The organism is Allobosea sp. GW822-FHT05A11 (assembly GCF_058800455.1).
Window position 1 is genome coordinate 83,543 of sequence record NZ_JBXAMI010000002.1, and the last position, 16,885, is coordinate 100,427.

Here is a 16,885-nt window from a genome sequence, read left to right on the forward strand (position 1 = left end):
ATGCGGGCGGCCTCGCTGCGTGGCGCGCGAAGTTGCCCGAATGGCACAAATTTGCGGCAGATCCGCCGAAAAGCCGCTCCCTGGGATAATTCTACTCTGCCGTCAGGATAATTCGAAAAAACCGCCTACCTGATGTGAATTGAGCCATACCCTGCCGATAGCGTAAAACTCCTGTTCGAAAGACCGAACGGGGATGGGCGTTATCGTGGCAGTTCTGAACGTCATCGATCGACAGGGCCGGAGCCATGAACTGGAAGCCGTGGAAGGCTGGCGGGTCATGGAGATCCTGCGCGACTACAAGGTCGGCATCGAGGGCGTCTGCGGCGGCTCCTGCGATTGCGGCACCTGCCATGTCATCGTCGCCCAGGAATGGGCCGAGAAGCTGCCCGAGCCGCGCAACGAGGAAATCGATGCGCTCGACGAATTGCCGCTGATCGAGGCGACCTCCCGGCTTTCCTGCCAGATCATCTGGGCTGACGATCTCGACGGGCTGACGCTGACGCTCGCGGAGGCCGCGTGATGGCCGCCGCTGCGAAACGCGTTCCCCTGCCGGCGATCCTGCTCGCCAACGACCTGCTCGACGGCGATGTCGTCTTCGCGACGGCCGATGGCGCCGGCACGCTGGCCTGGACGCGCGATCCGGTGCTCGCGCTGGTCGCGACCGATGATGCGGCGGCTGACCGGCTCGAAGCCTTCGCCGCCGCCGAGCTGCGCGGCAACAAGGTCGTCGACGCCTATCTCGTCGATGTCGCCATCGAGAGCGGCCGCCCGGTTCCGCGCCATTTCCGCGAGCGTTTCAAGACGCTCGGCCCCAGCAACCGTCCCGATCTCGGCAAGCAGGCCGGAGACGGCATCGCCTCCGCGCCGAAGGGCTGACCATGTACCGTTATGACGAATTCGACGAGCGTTTCGTCCGGGAACGGGTGGCACAGTTCACCGATCAGGTGACGCGCCGGCTCGACGGCTCGCTGACGGAGGACGAGTTCAAGCCGCTCCGGCTCAAGAACGGCGTCTATCTCCAGCTCCACGCCTATATGCTGCGGATCGCGATACCCTATGGCACGCTGAACTCGCGGCAACTGCGCCAGCTCGCGCTGATCGGCGAGCGCTACGACCGTGGCTACGGCCATTTCACCACGCGCCAGAACCTGCAGTTCAACTGGCCGAAGCTGCGCGACGTGCCGGCCATCCTCGGCCTGCTCGCCGATGTCGAGATGCATTGCATCCAGACTTCCGGTAACTGCATCCGCAACGTCACCGCCGACCATTTCGCCGGCGTCGCGCAGGACGAGATCGAGGATCCGCGCCCGACCGCCGAACTGATCCGGCAATGGTCCTCGGCCCATCCCGAGTTCAGCTACCTGCCGCGCAAGTTCAAGATCGCGGTGACAGGGGCCGAGCATGACCGCGCCGTCACCAGGGCGCACGATATCGGCCTGCGCCTGCGCCGCCATCCGGACACGCACGAGACCTGCTACGAGGTCAGCGTCGGCGGCGGCCTCGGCCGCACGCCGATGATCGGCAAGGTGGTGCGCGACTACCTGCCGAAGAAGGACCTGCTCGCCTATCTCGAGGCGGTGATGCGGGTCTATAATCTCGAAGGCCGGCGCGACAACAAGTACAAGGCGCGCGTCAAGATCCTCGTCCACGAGATCGGCGCGGAGGAATTCACCCGCCGCGTCGAGGCCGAGTTCGCTCAGCTCGACGGCCCCTCCATCAATGCCGATCCGGAAGAAGTCGCGCGCATCGCCGCCTATTTCGCGCCGCCGCGCTACGAGGTTCTGCCGGCCGTCAGCAATACGCTGGAGGCAGCCAAGGCCGCGAACCCCGCTTTCGCCCGCTGGGTCGAGGTCAATACGGTCCCGCACAAGGTGCCCGGCTACACGGCGCTGACGATCTCGCTGAAACCGATCGGGCAGGCGCCGGGCGACGCGACCAGCGAGCAGATGCGCCGCGTCGCCGATCTGGCCGAACGCTATTCCTTCGACGAATTGCGTGTCACCCACGCGCAGAACCTCGTGCTGCCGCATGTGCGCCAGCGCGATCTCTTCGCCATCTGGCAGAAGCTCGGTGAGGCCGGCTTGGCAAGCGCCAATATCGGACTCGTCACCGACATCATCTCCTGCCCCGGCCTCGATTATTGCGCGCTGGCGACGGCGCGCTCGATCCCGATCGCACAGGCGATCCAGAGCCGCTTCGCCGACGAGGCGCGCCAACGCGAGATCGGGCCGCTCGGCATCAAGATCTCCGGCTGCATCAATGCCTGCGGCCATCACCATGTCGGCCATATCGGCATTCTTGGCCTGGAGAAGCGCGGCATCGAATCCTACCAGATCACGCTCGGCGGCGACGCCACCGAGAATGCCGCGATCGGCGAGATTCTCGGCCCCGGCCTCGCCGCCGAGGAGGTGCCGGACGCGATCGAGCGGATCGTTTCCGTCTATCTCGCTGCGCGCAGCGAGGGCGAGAGCTTCATCGACAATGTCCGACGCATCGGGCTTGCGCCCTTCAAGGCTGCTTTCCAGGAGACTACCCGTGCCGCTGCTTGACCGGAACGGAAGTGCCGAGAACCGCTGGACCCGCAGCGAAGGCTTAGGGATAGGCAATATCCCGGCGGCGATCGTGCCCTGGGAGGTTCTCGCCGCGGCGCTCGACGCGCAGGAGCCTGAGCAGGTGATCGGCGTGATCCTGCCCAATTCCGTGCCCTTCGCCGCGCTCGAACCCTTCCTGCCGCGGCTGGCGCTCGTCGCCATCGCCTTTCCCGCCTATGCGGACGGGCGTGGCTTCAGCCTCGCCCGCCAGATCCGGCGCGCCGGCTTCGCCGGTGAGGTCCGCGCCAGCGGCCCGCTGATCGCCGACCAGTTCGCCTATGCGCTGTCCTGCGGCTTCGACACGATCGAATTGCCGGAGCCGAACGCAGCCCGCCAGCCGGTGCCGCAATGGCTGCATGCCCGGGACACGTTCAGCGCCACCTATCAGCGCGGCTATGGCGAGAGCGGCCGCACCATTCTCGACCAGCGCCGGGCGGCGAGAGCTGCCGCGCCTATCGCAGCGGAGTGAGGCATGACGATCTCGACCGCGACACAGGGTTCCATCGAGCGCTCCCGCACCGCTGCGAGTATCGATGAGAGTGATCCTGATGCCGTGTTCGAGACGCAACTGCTGCTCCAGCCTGCAAGCGGAGCACGCAGGCGCTGGTTCGATCTTTGCTTTCGCCTTATCATCCTGACACTGGCCGCGCTGTGGCTGCTGACGCCACCGGCGGGCAACGAGCGCAATGCGGCAGACGCAAAGGCCGTGGCGACCACCCGATGACCGACAGACAGCCCGAATCCACAGCGGCCCGCATCGAGCCGCTGGCGACGCTGCCGCTCTTCCATAAGCTGGATGGGCGCAAGGTCGTGCTCGCCGGCGGGACCGAGGGCGCGTTGTGGAAGGCGGAGCTGCTGGCGGCGACGGGAGCGGAACTTCACGTCTTCGCCGATGGCGAGGAGGCACTGTTCGCCGGCTTGGTGCGGAGCGAGGTTGGCGGACGCGTTCATGTGCATGGTCGGGCCTGGCAGGCCGACGATCTCACCGATGCAGCCATCGCCGTGGCCGATCTCGACGATGCCGATGCGGTCCGCGCCTTCGTCGCAGCGGCGCGGCAGGCCGGCGTGCCGGTCAATATCGTCGACAAGCCCGAGCATTGCGATTTCGCCTTCGGCGCGCTGGTCAACCGTTCGCCCCTGATCGTCGCGGTCTCGACCGATGGCGCGGCGCCGGTATTCGGGCAGGCAATCCGGACCAAGATCGAGGCCTTGCTGCCGCCCGGGCTGAAGAACTGGGCGCAGGCTGCCGCCGATTGGCGCCCGGCGGTGCAGGCGCGCGAACTACCCTTCGCGCTGCGCCGCAGCTTCTGGGAGCTTTTCGCCGGCAAGGCCATGGCCGAACCGGAACGCACGCCGAACCTCGATGACGAGGCCGAGCTTTTCGCGAAGCTCTCCCGGATCGAGGCCAATCATGACGGCAAGGGCCGCGTCACGCTGGTCGGCGCTGGTCCGGGTGATCCGGAACTGCTGACGCTGAAGGCGATCCGCGCCCTGCAGAGCGCCGACATCATCCTCTATGACGATCTGGTCTCGCCCGGCGTGCTCGAATTCGCCCGGCGCGAGGCCAAGCGCATGCTGGTCGGCAAGACCGGCTACGGCCCCTCGGTGAAGCAGGGCGACATCAACGCGCTGATCGTCTCGCTGGCTACGCAGGGTAAGCATGTCGTGCGCCTCAAAGGCGGCGATCCCGGCATTTTCGGCCGTGCCGGCGAGGAGATCGAAACCTGCCAGGCGGCTGGTGTGCCCGTAGCTATCGTGCCCGGCATCTCGGCGGCGCAGGGTGCGGCCGCCTCGCTCGGCCTGTCGCTGACCCATCGCGACCATGCGCGGCGCCTGCAATTCGTAACCGGCCATTCGCGCAAGGGCGAACTGCCGGATGATCTCGACTGGCGCGCCATGGCCGACCCCGCCGCCTCGACCGTGATCTACATGGCGCGGGCCACCCTGCCCGGCTTCCGCGAGCGTGCCATTGCCGCCGGGCTCGACCCGCAGACGCCGGCCGTCGCCGTGCTGGCCGCCACGCGGCCGGACGAGGAACGCGTCGCCGCGACCATCGTCGACCTGCCGGAGCGGCTCGGCGAATTGCCGGCGAATGGGCCCGTTCTCGTCCTGCTTGGTCATGCCTTCGGGCTAGCCCTGTCCGCCGCGAATCCGGCGGAAGATCGCCGCCGCGCCTGACGGGGATCCGGTTTCGTCGCCGGGTGGAACGCGATCGCCGGAGATGCGTTTTCTCCTCCGGTGCCGCAATTTGGAAGGCGCTGTTTGCGCCAGGTCATTGAGACAAAGCCGGTAACTCAGTACGTTTCGTTTGTTATTCAGAACGGATCGAGGCTTCTTCAAACCTCGCCGCGAACCAACGGAGCCCTGACATGACGCGACCTGCTTATAGCCGCCTCCTTCGGGCCGGACTGGTACTGGGAGCCTTCAGCCTGTGCTTCGGCGTCGTTGCCGGCGCGCGCGCCCAGACCGAGCTCCTCAACGTTTCCTACGACCCGACCCGCGAGCTCTATCGCGACATCAACGCGGCCTTCCTCGCCGAATGGAACGCGAAGCATCCCGACAAGAAGATCAGCACGATCCGCCAGTCGCATGGCGGCTCCGGCGCGCAGGCCCGCACCGTGATCGACGGGCTCAATGCCGATGTCGTGACGCTGGCGCTGGCCGGCGACATCGATGCCGTGGCCGAGCGCTCGAAGAAGCTGCCGCTCGACTGGCAGAAGCGCCTGCCGCACAATTCCTCGCCCTATACCTCGACGATCGTCTTCCTCGTCCGCAAGGGTAATCCGAAGGCGATCAAGGACTGGGGCGACCTGGTGAAGCCGGGCGTGCAGATCATCACGCCGAACCCGAAGACCTCGGGCGGGGCGCGCTGGAACTATCTCGCCGCCTGGGCCTATGCCGAGAAGGCCTTCAACAAGGACGACGCGAAGATCCGCGACTATATCGGCAAGCTGCTCGCCAATGTCCCGGTGCTCGACACCGGCGCGCGCGGCGCGACCACGACCTTCACCCAGCGCGGCATCGGCGACGTCTTCCTGTCCTGGGAAAACGAGGCCTTCCTCGCCCTGAAGGAGTTCGGCACCGACAAGTTCGACATCGTCGTGCCCAGCCTGTCGATCCTGGCCGAGCCGCCGGTCGCCCTGGTCGATGGCAATGTCGATGCCAAGAAGACCCGTGAGCAGGCGCAGGCCTATCTCGAATTCCTCTACACCCCGAAGGCGCAGGCGATCATCGCCCGGAATTTCTATCGCCCGCGCAACCCGGAAGCCGCCGACGCCAAGGACATCGCCAATTTCCCGAAAGTCGAGCTGGTGACGATCGACGACGTGTTCGGCGGGTGGAAGAAGGCGCAACCGACCCATTTCGGCGATGGCGGCACCTTCGACCAGCTCTACAAGCCGGCGCGCTGAGGATACCTGAATGACGGCGGCGACGACGACCTTCCGCTGGCGCGAGCCCAGCATCCTGCCCGGCTTCGGGCTGGCGCTCGGCATTACCGTCACGGCGTTGTCGCTGATCGTGCTGATCCCGCTGGCGGCACTCTTCCTGAAGGCCGCCAGCGCCGGCCCCGCCGATATCTGGGCGGTGGCGACCTCGCCGCGGACGCTCGCTGCGCTGAAGCTTTCCTTCACCGCCGCCTTGTTCGCTGCGCTCGTCAACGCCGTGTTCGGGCTGATCCTGGCCTGGGTTCTGGTGCGCTACGAATTTCCCGGCCGGCGCCTGATCGATGCGGCGGTCGACCTGCCCTTCGCCCTGCCGACGGCCGTCGCCGGCATCTCGCTCGCCGCGATCTATGCCCCGAATGGCTGGGTCGGCTCGCTGCTGGCGCCGCTCGCCTTCAAGCTGACCATTCCCTTCACCGATCTCTCCTTCGGCTTCGACGGCAAGGTCGCCTATACGCCGCTCGGCGTGATGGTGGCGCTGATCTTCATCGGCCTGCCCTTCGTGGTGCGGACCGTGCAGCCGGTGCTGGAGGAACTGCAGAGCGATGTCGAGGAGGCCGCCGCGCTGCTCGGCGCGAGCCGCTTCCGGACGATCTTCCGGGTGATCTTGCCACAGGTCCTGCCGGCGCTGATGACCGGCTTCGTGCTCGCCTTCGCGCGGGCGGTCGGCGAATACGGCTCGGTGATCTTCATCGCCGGCAATGTGCCGATGATCTCGGAGATCGCCCCGCTGCTGATCGTGATCCGGCTCGAGCAGTTCGATTATGCCGGCGCGGCCGTGGTCGCGACGATGATGCTGCTGATCTCGTTTGCGCTCATCCTCGCCGGCAACCTGATCCAGGCCCGCGCCCGCCGGAGGTTCGGTGATGTCTGACGCGACGCTGCCCTCCGCTGCGGCCACGCCGCCTCGCAGCGCCAGCCAGGCGCGCAGCGAGAGCCCCGTCGTGCAGGTCGCGCTGATCGCGATCTCGCTCGCCTTCCTGCTACTCTTCCTGCTGCTGCCTCTGGTCACGGTCTTTGTCGAGGCTGCCGCCAAAGGCTGGGAGGCCTATCGCGCCGCGATCACCGAGCCGGATGCGCTGGCGGCGATCCGGTTGACCTTGCTGGTCGCCGCGATCGCCGTGCCGTTCAACATCATCGTCGGCATCGCCGCCGCCTGGGCCATCGCCAAGTTCGAATTCCGTGGCAAGGACCTGCTGATTAGCCTGATCGACCTGCCCTTCTCGGTCTCGCCGGTGATCTCGGGCCTCGTCTTCGTGCTGCTCTTCGGGGCGCAGGGCTATTTCGGGCCCTGGCTCCAGGCCAATGACCTCAAGATCGTCTTCGCGCTGCCGGGGCTGATCCTCGCCACCGTCTTCGTCACCTTCCCGTTCGTGGCGCGCGAACTGATCCCGCATATGCAGTCGCTCGGCTCGGCCGACGAGGAGGCGGCGCTGACGCTCGGCGCCTCGCCCTGGCGGGTCTTCTTCGCGGTGACGCTACCGAACGTGAAATGGAGCCTGTTCTACGGCGTCCTGCTCTGCAACGCCCGCGCGATGGGCGAATTCGGCGCGGTCGCGGTGGTCTCCGGCAAGATCCGCGGCCTGACCAACACCATGCCGCTGCATATCGAGATTCTCTACAACGAGTACATGGGCGCGGCCGCCTTTGCGGTGGCCTCGCTGCTGGCGGGGTTGGCGCTGGTCACCCTCGTGCTCAAGACCCTGCTGGAATGGCGCTACGGCGATGCGATCGCCGCGAGCCGCCGTCACTGACCCACAGACGAAGGATTTCTCGCCATGTCGGTCGCCGTCACCATCGAAACCATCGAGAAGCGCTTCGAGAACTTCCCCGCTCTGCGCGGCGTCTCGCTCGATATCCAGCCGGGGGAGCTCGTCGCGCTGCTCGGTCCGTCCGGCTCGGGCAAGACCACACTCTTACGCCTGATCGCCGGGCTGGAAGAGGCCGACCGCGGCCGCGTGCTGTTCGGCGAGACCGATACGCGCGAGCTCTCGCTGCGCGACCGCCGCATCGGCTTCGTCTTCCAGCAATACGCCTTGTTCAAGACGATGAACGTCGCCGAGAATATCGGCTTCGGCTTGAAGTCCCGGCCGCGCCGCGAGCGCCCGAGCAACGAGGAAATCCGCAAGCGTGTCAGCGATTTGCTCGACCTCGTTCAGTTGCCGGGGCTGGAGAAGCGCTATCCCAGCCAGCTCTCCGGCGGCCAGCGCCAGCGCGTCGCGCTCGCCCGCGCGCTCGCCATCGAACCGCGTGTTCTGCTGCTGGACGAGCCCTTCGGCGCGCTCGATGCCAAGGTCCGCAAGGACCTGCGCGCCTGGTTGCGCGAGCTGCACGGGCGCACCGGCCACACCACCGTCTTCGTCACCCACGACCAGGAGGAGGCGCTGGAGCTGGCCGACCGCGTCGCGATCCTCAACGAGGGTCGCATCGAGCAGGTCGGCTCGGCCGACGACGTCTACGACCATCCGGCCACACCCTTCATCTGCGAGTTTTTGGGCGAGGTGAACAAGTTGCCGGTCAAGGTCGTCGGCAGCCAGGCCTTCTTCGGCGACCGGCCGGTGCTGGGCGGATTGTCGCAGAACCAGGGCGGCCCGGCCTCGCTCTATGTCCGCCCGCAGCATCTGCGCATCGTCGACGAGACGCCGCTGGCGCTACCCGGCACGGTCGAGCACTTGCGCCGCAACGGCCCGATCCGCCGGGCGGAGGTCGCGGTCGAGGGGCTGAAGAAGCGGCTCGAGGTCGATCTCGCCAGCCAGGTCGCCCCGGCGATCGGTGAGCGGATCAGGCTCCGCATCACCCATGGCAACCTGTTCGCTGCCGCCTGATCGGAAATCTCGCGCATCGGGCGGTCGCTAAAAGCGGATTCCCCTTTCCAGCGCGATGCCCTAGCCTCCCGGGCGAATCCGGCAGCCATTCTCGGCTCTCTCGATCCGGACAGGAGATCGCGATGAAAGCACGCGCGAAATGGGTTGATGGCATGGCCTTCATGGGCGAGTCCGGCAGCGGGCACGCCATGATCATGGACGGTGCGCCCGAATATGGCGGGCGCAATCTCGGCATCCGGCCGATGGAGATGCTGCTAATCGGGCTTGCCGGCTGCACGGCTTTCGATGTCGTCGGGATGATCAAGAAGGGCCGGGAGAACATCACCGGCTGCGAGGTCGACGTCGAAGCCGAGCGCGCCACGACCGATCCCAAGGTCTTCACCAAGATCCACCTCGCCTACCGCATCACCGGAAAGGGCCTGTCCCAGGCCAAGGCGGAGCGGGCCGTCACATTGTCGAAGGAAAAATACTGTTCGGCTTCGATCATGCTCGGGGCGACCGCCGAGATGAGCTACAGCCTCGAAGTGATCGATGAATTGCACAAGGAGGCCGCTGAATGAGCAGGGCTGAATTCGCAGGACTGATCTCGCCGGACGCGCTGGCCGCCCGGCTCGGCGACGAGAACCTCGTCATCGTCGATATCCGCACCGCTGCCGACGGCGCAAAGGCCGCCTTCGAGACCGCGCATATTCCCGGTGCCGTCCATTCCGACTATGCCGCCGATGGCTGGCGGGCGAAAATCGGCAATGCGCCGGGCATGCTGCCGCCGCTCGCCCATCTCGCTGCGCTGGCAGGCCGGCTCGGCATCAAGCCGCAGGATGATGTCGTGATCGTCCCGGCCGGCACCGCCGCGACCGATTTCGCCGCGGCGGCGCGGGTCTACTGGACGCTGAAATTCATCGGCCACGGCCAGCAGGCGATCCTCGATGGCGGCTTCAAGGGCTGGACGGCCGATCCGCAGCGCCCGGTCGCGACCGGCGCCTCCGCGCCGAAGAGCGCTGGCGCCTATCCGGTCGTGGCGCAGCAGGGCCTGCGCAGCACGGCGGATTCCACGCTCGTCGCATCGCGCAGCAAGCAGGCGAGCCTCGTCGATGCGCGCGGGCCGAGCTATTTCGAAGGCCGCGAGAAATCGGCCGAGGCTGCGCGCGCCGGGCATATCCCCGGCGCGATCCAGCGCGACTATGCCGGCGCCTTCGAGGGCGGCAAGCTCAAGGCGCCGGGCGAGCTGCAGCAGCTCTTCTCCGCGGTGCCTCAGGGACCGGTGATCTCCTACTGCAACACCGGCCATTCCGCCGCGGCGAACTGGTTCGTACTGTCGGAGGTGCTCGGCCGCGACGAGGTCGCGCTCTATGACGGCTCGATGACCGATTGGACGCAGGACCCTGACCGCCCCGTCGCGACCGGCAAGGCGGCCTGATCGCGCTTTCGATTGCAAAACAGGTTGAAAAGGTTCAAAGGAAGCGCCGATCGCGTGCCGTGACGCGCGGCGCTTCCTGACATTCTGAACCGAGCCATCAGCCGATGAACGCCGTCGCGCCGAAAATCTCCTTCGTTTCGCTGGGCTGCCCGAAGGCGCTCGTCGATTCCGAGCGGATCATCACCTCGCTGCGCTCCGAGGGCTACGAGCTCTCCAAGAGCCATTCCGGTGCCGATCTCGTCATCGTCAACACCTGCGGTTTCCTCGATTCCGCCAAGGCGGAATCGCTTGAGGCGATCGGCGCGGCCATGGCCGAGAACGGCAAGGTCATCGTCACCGGCTGCATGGGCGCCGAGCCCGAGCAAATCCGCGACGCTTTTCCGAACGTGCTCGCGATCACCGGCCCGCAGGCCTATGAGAGCGTCGTCTCGGCCGTGCACCAGGCGGTGCCGCCGAAGCATGACCCCTTCGTCGATCTCGTGCCCGATCAGGGCATCAAGTTGACGCCGCGGCACTACGCCTATCTCAAGATTTCAGAGGGTTGCAACAATCGCTGCACTTTCTGCATCATCCCGAAGCTGCGCGGCGACCTCGTCTCGCGGCCGATCGGCGACGTGCTGCGCGAGGCCGAGAAGCTGGCCAAGGCCGGCGTCAAGGAATTGCTGGTGATCTCGCAGGACACCAGCGCCTACGGCCTCGACATCAAGTATGCGCCCTCGATGTTCAAGGATCGCGAGATCCGCACCCGCTTCTTCGAGCTTGCCCGCGAGCTCGGGCAGATGGGGATGTGGGTGCGCCTGCACTATGTCTACCCCTACCCGCATGTCGACGAGGTCATCCCGCTGATGCAGGAGGGAATCGTCCTTCCCTATCTCGACATCCCCTTCCAGCACGCCTCGCCGAACGTCCTCAAGGCAATGAAGCGCCCGGCCCATCAGGACCGCACGCTGGACCGCATCCGCAAGTGGCGCGAGATCTGCCCGGACCTTGCGATCCGCTCGACCTTCATCGTCGGCTTCCCCGGCGAGACCGAGGAGGACATGGATATCCTCGTCGACTGGCTGAAGGAAGCGAAGCTGGAGCGCGTCGGCGCCTTCAAATACGAGCCGGTGAAGGGTGCGCCCGCCAATGACCTCGGCCTCGACCTCATCCCCGAGGAGGTGAAGGAGGCGCGCTGGCACCGCTTCATGAAGGCGCAGGCCGAGATTTCCGCCCGCATCGTCAAGGGCCGCGTCGGCAAGCGCATTCAGGTCATCATCGACGAGGCCGGCCCGACCGTGGCCAAGGGCCGCTCGAAATGGGATGCCCCAGAGATCGACGGCAATGTCTATGTCGCGAGCCGCCGACCCCTGCGGGCCGGCGATATCGTCACCGTGAAGATCGAGCGTGCCGACGCCTACGATCTTCACGGCATCGCGGTCTGAACCGGCTCGCGCGTCAGCTTCCGAACCCGCAAACCTGACGAACGGCGCGGCCCCGGCGATCCTGCGCGACCCTCAGGTCGCCGCCGCAGCCTTCCGAGGCCAGGGCCGGAGGAGGCTCGCGGCCAGGCCGCTCATTGCAGGCGACGGTGGTGCAATTGGTCCCGGCGGTCCGCGCCCGTCCTGCGCCCGGCACCCGGAGGCGTTCGTGATCCTGCAGGCGGATGGCGATGACGGAATTGTGGTCGCCGCCCTGGCCGCCCTGGCCGCCGCCGCCATTGCCGCCACCACCACCACCACCGCCGCCGCCCTGCTGGGCCATGGCAGCGGTCGAAAGCGTCAGGGTCGCAAACAGAAGGCCGACGATCTTGATTTTGCTGGGCATGACATCACCTCGAATGATTGTCAGCACATCCTGCTGATGTCGTTTGGTCGCGGCACCTGATCGCCGGGTTCACACCGTGCATAAAAAATGCGCCCGGATGACCGGGCGCATGTTCTTTCCGCCGGGATGCTCGGGCTTGACCCGAGCATGACGTCCCGGATCAGGGAATCAGCACGGTCGAGCCCGTGGTACCGCGCGATTCCAGCAGGCGGTGGGCGTCGGCTGCATCCTTCAGCGGGAAGGTCGCGTTGACCGGCACCTTGACCTTGCCGGTCGTCACCGCCCCGAACAGGTTCTTCGCCATCGCGATCATGGTCTCGCGCTTGGCCGTGTGGGTGTTCAGCGTCGGGCGCGTGACATAGAGCGAGCCCTTGGCGGCGAGGATGCCGAGATTGAACGCTTCGACCGAGCCCGAGGCGTTGCCGAAGCTCGCCAGCAGGCCGAAGGGCTTCAGGGTGTCCAGCGACTTCATGAAGGTGTCCTTGCCGACGCCGTCATAGACCACGTCGCAGAGCGCCCCGCCGGTGATCTCCTTCACCCGCGCCGCGAAATCCTCCTCGCGGTAGTTGATGACATGGTCGGCGCCATGTGCCTTGGCGAGCTCCGCCTTCTCCTTCGAGCCGACAGTGCCGATCACGGTGGCGCCCAGCGCCTTGCCCCATTGGCAGAGGATGAGGCCGGTAGCGCCAGCCGCGGCATGGACCAGGATCGTGTCGCCCGGCTTCACCTTGTAGGTCCGGTGCAGCAGGTATTCGGCCGTCAGCCCCTTCAGCAGCATGCTGGCGGCGGCCTCGTAGGAAATGCCCTCCGGCAACGCCACGACGGAGGCCGCCGGAACGATGCGCTCCTCGGCATAGGCGCCGAGCGCCGAGACGACTGCGACGCGATCGCCGGGCTTGAACTCGGTGACGTTCGCGCCGACGGCGAGCACGTCGCCGGCGCTCTCGTTGCCCAGCGTGAAAGGCAGTTGCGGCGCCGGATAGAGGCCCGAGCGGAAATAGGTGTCGATGAAGTTCAGGCCGATCGCCCGGTTCCGGATCAGGATTTCGCCGGGACCCGGCTGCGGCAGGGTGACGTCCTCGAACTGCAGGACCTCGGGGCCGCCGGTCTTGTGGGCGCGAATGGCTTTGACCATGAAAGGCATCTCCTACGGGATGGATGCCCGACCATAGTTCATCGGGCCGGAAAGGCATCCGTGCCCAACGCAGAACGCACCTTGCGACTTTGCGGCCCGTGGCCAAGATGCCGCGCATCGGCTAGCCATGGGCGATGAGCAAACAGACTGCCGATCAGGTCGATATCGCGATCGTGGGCGCCGGCGCCGTCGGTCTTGCGGCCGCGCTGGCGCTGAGCCGCGGGGGGCGCAGCGTCGCCCTGCTCGGCCCGGTCGCGACGCCGCGCGATGGCCGCACCGTCGCCCTGCTCGACGGCTCCTGGCGGATGCTGGCCGAGCTCGGCGTGCAGGACGCCTTGCTGGAGAAGGCGGCGCCGCTTGAAGTGATGCGCCTCGTCGACGACAGCGGGAGCCTGTTCCGCCAGCCGCCGGTCGAGTTCCGGGCCTCCGAGATCGGACTGGAGGCCTTCGGCTGGAATATCGAGAATGCCGACCTGACCGCGCTCCTTGCCGAGAAAGCCGCTGGTCTCTCCGGTCTGCGCATGATCCCCGGCTTCGTCCGGGCGATCGAGCCGGAGACGGACGGCGTGAGCCTCTCCGGCGAGGGTTTCGCACCGTTGAAGGCCCGGCTCGTCGTCGGCGCGGATGGCCGCAATTCGCAGGTGCGTGCGGCGGCCGGTATCGAAAGCCGCGACTGGCGTTATCCGCAGATCGCCCTGACCGCGATCTTCGAGCACCGCCGCGACCATCAGGAAACCTCGACCGAGTTCCATACGCGGAAAGGGCCTTGCACGATCGTGCCCCTGCCCGGCCAGCGCTCCTCGCTGGTCTGGCTGGTCGATCCGGAAGAGGCCCCGGCGCTGACCGCGCTCGACGATGCGGCCTTCGCCCTGCGTGTCGAGCGACAGGTGCAGTCGCTGCTCGGCGCGATGACCGTCTCGGGGCCGCGCGGCAAGGTACCGATGGGCGGGCTCTCGGTCGAGCGCTTCGGTGCCGGGCGCATAGCGCTGATCGGCGAGGCCGCGCATGTCTTCCCGCCGATCGGAGCGCAGGGGCTCAATCTCGGCCTGCGGGACGTTGCAGCGTTGAGCGAAGCGCTAGCCGGCGCCACGGATGCCGGAGCGGAAAGCGTCATCGCCGATTATGACGGGGCCCGGCGAACGGATGTTCGGCTGCGGACCGGCGCGGTCGATGTGCTCAACCGCACACTGCTGACCGATCTGATGCCGGCCGACCTGATGCGCGGTGCTGGCCTGCTGGCACTGTCACGGATCGGTCCGCTGCGGCGCCTCGTGATGCGTCAGGGGCTGGCTGGCGGAGCGGCGCGATAGGAAACTCCGTCATGCTCGGGCTTGCACCGAGCATCTCAGGCTGAAAGAGGCGCTCTATTCTGCGAGAGATTCTCGGGTCTGCGCTTCGCTCCGCCCGAGAATGACGGCTGGGTCAGATCAGCTTTCCCCCAAAATCCTACGCGTGTCGGCCCCGCTCGCCGCGACCTTTCGCAATCCGGCCGCCTGCTCGCGGAAGACCGGCGCCAGCGGCAACGGCGTCGAGACGAGGCGGCGGCCGCCGGGCTCCTCGACCTGCGCATCGAGCAGGCCGCGCGCCGACATCTGCGGATCGGAGACCGCCTCCTCCAGCGTCCGCACCACCGTGCAGCAGCAATCGAGCGGCTCGACCAGCGCACGCCAATAGGCAGCGCTTTCGCTCGCGATGATGGCGGCAATGCCGGTTCGCGTCGCCTCGGGGTCGCGGCGGTCGTCGCGCAACTTCTCGTCGAGCCCGATGCCCTCGCAGAAGCCCTGCCAGAACTTGGGCTCGATCGCGCCAACCGCGAGGAACCAGCCATCGGCGGTGGCATAGAGGCCGTAGCGTGGGCTCGCGCCGGTCAGGAGCCCCTCGCCGCCATCGGGGAAGGAGCCTGTGACCTGCCCCTGCGCCAGCCCGTACCACGCGAAGGTCGGCATCGCATCGGCCATGGCGATGTCGAGATGGCAGCCCTGCCCGGTGCGGTCGCGCTGGCGCAAGGCCAGCAGGATGTTGAGCACGGCCGGCATGGTGCCGCCGGCGATATCGGCGACGAGCGGCGGCGGCAACGGCGGCGGCTCGCCGCGTTTCAAGGACTGGCCGAGCAGGCCGCCGAGCGCCTGGTAGTTGATGTCGTGCCCGGCTTCCTGGGCGCGCGGGCCGTGCTGGCCATAGCCGCTGATCGAGCAATAGATCAGACGCGGGTTGATCGCTTTCAGCGCCTCATGGCCGAAGCCGAGCCGTTCCATCACGCCCGGCCGGAACTGCTCGATCAGGATATCGGCCTTCGCGATCAGCGGAGTCAGCCGCGCCAGCGCATCGGGCGCCTTGAGGTCGAGTTCGACCGAATCCTTGCCGCGGTTGAGCACCGCGAAAGGCGCCGCCGTCTCGCCGAAGCGCGGCGGAAAACCGCGCATGTCCTCGCCGCCCGGCCGCTCGATCTTGATGACGCGCGCGCCGGCCTCGGAGAGGAAGAGGCTCGCCAGCGGCCCGGGCAGGAGCGTCGAGAAATCGAGGACCAGCAGGTCGTCCAGCGGCAGCATCGGTGTCCCTGATTCTTTGCTTCATCGCATTTTCTTCACGCGAACCGGCGGCCACTTCGCTTGAAAATGCTTCAGTGAAACAAGTCAGCCACTATCCTGCCCGTCTTCACCAGCCACAGGAAGCCCGACAGCGTGACCATCGACACGATGGTGCCGACGAGGATGCAGGCCGAGGCGCGCTCGATCCCGACCTTGTACTGCGTCGAGATGACGAAGATGTTCAGGGCCGGCGGCAGCGCCGCCATGATGATTGCGGCATAGATCCAGTTGGTCGGGATACCGCCGAGTGCCGAGAGCAGCACCCAGACCAGGAGCGGATGCAGCAGGAGCTTGATGAAGACCAGCGCAGGGACGCCTGCCGGCATCGTCTTCATCGGACGCAGCGCCACGGTGACGCCGAGCAGGAAGAGCGCGCAGGGCGCGGCGGCCTGCGACAGCCACAAAACCATCCGGTCGAGCGCCACCGGCAGTTCGAACTTCAGATAGCTCGCCAGCACGCCGGCCAGTGTCGCGACGTTGAACGGGTGGGTCAGCACCCGCCAGACCACCTCGCCGGCGGTCGCGAGCAGGCTTTTCTTCTCGACGCCCGCGACCGCCATGAGCAGCGGAACGAGCGAGAACAGCAGCACGCTGTCGAAGACGAAGATCAGCACGACCGGCGCGCTCGCCTCCGGCCCCAGCGCCGCCAGGATCAGGGGCGGGCCCATATAGCCGATATTGGAATAGGCCCCGGCGACGCCCTGCATCACCGCCTGCGGCAGGTCGCCTTTGGCGGCCTTCAACCCGATCGCCAGCGACAGGCTGAAGGCGCAGAAGGTGGCGAAGGTCGTGCCGGCGATGAACTTCCAGTTGGCGAGCTCGCTCAGCGGCTTGTCGGCGATCAGGCGGTAGAACAGCGGCGGCAGCGCGACATAGATCAGGAAGAACTGCAGCCAGGCCAGCCCCTCCTCCGGCAACTGCTTGTAGCGGCCGATGGCGAAGCCGAGCAGGATCAGCCCGAAGAACGGGGCGACCAGATTGAAGATGCTGAGAAGGTCGGCCATCGGGAAGCGAGCGATCCTGGCGTCAGGGTGGCCCATGAGGCCGGGTGATCCACGAACGACCAGATTTCCTGCACGA

The 16,885-nt window shown here is 66.9% G+C and carries 18 protein-coding genes; 15 read left to right on the top strand and 3 right to left on the bottom strand.

Going from position 1 to position 16,885, the window contains the following annotated elements:
* Positions 1-205: 205 nt before the first annotated feature.
* From AC1RLU_RS05820 to AC1RLU_RS05885, 14 genes are all read left to right on the top strand, one after another.
* A complete protein-coding gene (locus tag AC1RLU_RS05820; protein WP_244492842.1) occupies positions 206-520 on the top strand; it encodes a 2Fe-2S iron-sulfur cluster-binding protein in 315 nt (104 codons plus the stop codon).
* Positions 520-876: a DUF2849 domain-containing protein gene (locus AC1RLU_RS05825; RefSeq protein ID WP_492794415.1), complete on the top strand. Its 357-nt coding sequence runs from the start codon at positions 520-522 to the stop codon at positions 874-876. Before AC1RLU_RS05820 ends, AC1RLU_RS05825 begins: the two co-directional genes overlap by 1 nt.
* A gap of 2 nt (positions 877-878) precedes the next feature.
* Positions 879-2,549, top strand: a complete 1,671-nt coding sequence (locus AC1RLU_RS05830; protein WP_492794417.1) for a nitrite/sulfite reductase — start codon at positions 879-881, stop codon at positions 2,547-2,549.
* A complete protein-coding gene (locus AC1RLU_RS05835) occupies positions 2,536-3,060 on the top strand; it encodes a DUF934 domain-containing protein (RefSeq protein WP_492794418.1) in 525 nt (174 codons plus the stop codon). Before AC1RLU_RS05830 ends, AC1RLU_RS05835 begins: the two co-directional genes overlap by 14 nt.
* Positions 3,061-3,063: 3 nt before the next feature.
* Positions 3,064-3,315: a hypothetical protein gene (locus tag AC1RLU_RS05840; RefSeq protein ID WP_061968004.1), complete on the top strand. Its 252-nt coding sequence runs from the start codon at positions 3,064-3,066 to the stop codon at positions 3,313-3,315.
* Positions 3,312-4,769 carry a siroheme synthase CysG gene (cysG, locus tag AC1RLU_RS05845; RefSeq protein ID WP_492794420.1) on the top strand — a complete coding sequence of 486 codons (1,458 nt, stop codon included), beginning with the start codon at positions 3,312-3,314 and terminating at the stop codon, positions 4,767-4,769. The genes AC1RLU_RS05840 and cysG overlap by 4 nt, the downstream gene beginning before the upstream one ends.
* Positions 4,770-4,960: 191 nt before the next feature.
* Positions 4,961-6,001, top strand: coding sequence for a sulfate ABC transporter substrate-binding protein (locus AC1RLU_RS05850; RefSeq protein ID WP_061968007.1), 1,041 nt, complete (start codon positions 4,961-4,963; stop codon positions 5,999-6,001).
* Between the two features lie 10 nt (positions 6,002-6,011).
* A complete protein-coding gene (gene cysT, locus AC1RLU_RS05855) occupies positions 6,012-6,908 on the top strand; it encodes a sulfate ABC transporter permease subunit CysT (protein WP_061968009.1) in 897 nt (298 codons plus the stop codon).
* On the top strand, positions 6,901-7,788 hold the full coding sequence (gene cysW, locus AC1RLU_RS05860; protein WP_492794422.1) for a sulfate ABC transporter permease subunit CysW: 888 nt from the start codon (positions 6,901-6,903) through the stop codon (positions 7,786-7,788). Before cysT ends, cysW begins: the two co-directional genes overlap by 8 nt.
* Before the next feature lie 24 nt (positions 7,789-7,812).
* The gene (locus tag AC1RLU_RS05865) at positions 7,813-8,859 is read left to right on the top strand and encodes a sulfate/molybdate ABC transporter ATP-binding protein (protein WP_492794424.1); all 1,047 of its coding nucleotides are present in this window, start codon (positions 7,813-7,815) and stop codon (positions 8,857-8,859) included.
* 122 nt (positions 8,860-8,981) lie between these two features.
* A complete protein-coding gene (locus tag AC1RLU_RS05870; protein ID WP_061968013.1) occupies positions 8,982-9,419 on the top strand; it encodes an OsmC family protein in 438 nt (145 codons plus the stop codon).
* Positions 9,416-10,276 (top strand): sulfurtransferase, encoded by an 861-nt coding sequence (locus AC1RLU_RS05875; protein ID WP_492794426.1) that lies wholly within the window; start codon positions 9,416-9,418, stop codon positions 10,274-10,276. The genes AC1RLU_RS05870 and AC1RLU_RS05875 overlap by 4 nt, the downstream gene beginning before the upstream one ends.
* 104 nt (positions 10,277-10,380) lie before the next feature.
* Positions 10,381-11,700 (top strand): 30S ribosomal protein S12 methylthiotransferase RimO, encoded by a 1,320-nt coding sequence (gene rimO, locus AC1RLU_RS05880; protein WP_061968017.1) that lies wholly within the window; start codon positions 10,381-10,383, stop codon positions 11,698-11,700.
* A gap of 205 nt (positions 11,701-11,905) precedes the next feature.
* A complete protein-coding gene (locus AC1RLU_RS05885; RefSeq protein ID WP_492794428.1) occupies positions 11,906-12,142 on the top strand; it encodes a hypothetical protein in 237 nt (78 codons plus the stop codon).
* A 100-nt stretch (positions 12,143-12,242) separates the two neighbouring features.
* Here the strand turns inward: AC1RLU_RS05885 and AC1RLU_RS05890 are convergent, their stop codons facing one another.
* Positions 12,243-13,217, bottom strand: a complete 975-nt coding sequence (locus AC1RLU_RS05890) for a quinone oxidoreductase family protein (RefSeq protein WP_492794429.1) — start codon at positions 13,215-13,217, stop codon at positions 12,243-12,245.
* A 134-nt stretch (positions 13,218-13,351) separates the two neighbouring features.
* Here AC1RLU_RS05890 and AC1RLU_RS05895 point away from each other — a divergent pair, with 134 nt between their 5' ends.
* Positions 13,352-14,527, top strand: a complete 1,176-nt coding sequence (locus AC1RLU_RS05895) for a UbiH/UbiF family hydroxylase (RefSeq protein WP_492794431.1) — start codon at positions 13,352-13,354, stop codon at positions 14,525-14,527.
* Between the two features lie 117 nt (positions 14,528-14,644).
* Here AC1RLU_RS05895 and AC1RLU_RS05900 read toward each other — a convergent pair whose 3' ends face one another.
* Both AC1RLU_RS05900 and AC1RLU_RS05905 read right to left on the bottom strand, forming a co-directional pair.
* On the bottom strand, positions 14,645-15,766 hold the full coding sequence (locus AC1RLU_RS05900; RefSeq protein ID WP_492794432.1) for a CaiB/BaiF CoA transferase family protein: 1,122 nt from the start codon (positions 15,764-15,766) through the stop codon (positions 14,645-14,647).
* A gap of 71 nt (positions 15,767-15,837) precedes the next feature.
* A complete protein-coding gene (locus tag AC1RLU_RS05905) occupies positions 15,838-16,809 on the bottom strand; it encodes an AEC family transporter (protein WP_492794433.1) in 972 nt (323 codons plus the stop codon).
* Positions 16,810-16,885 lie beyond the last annotated feature (76 nt).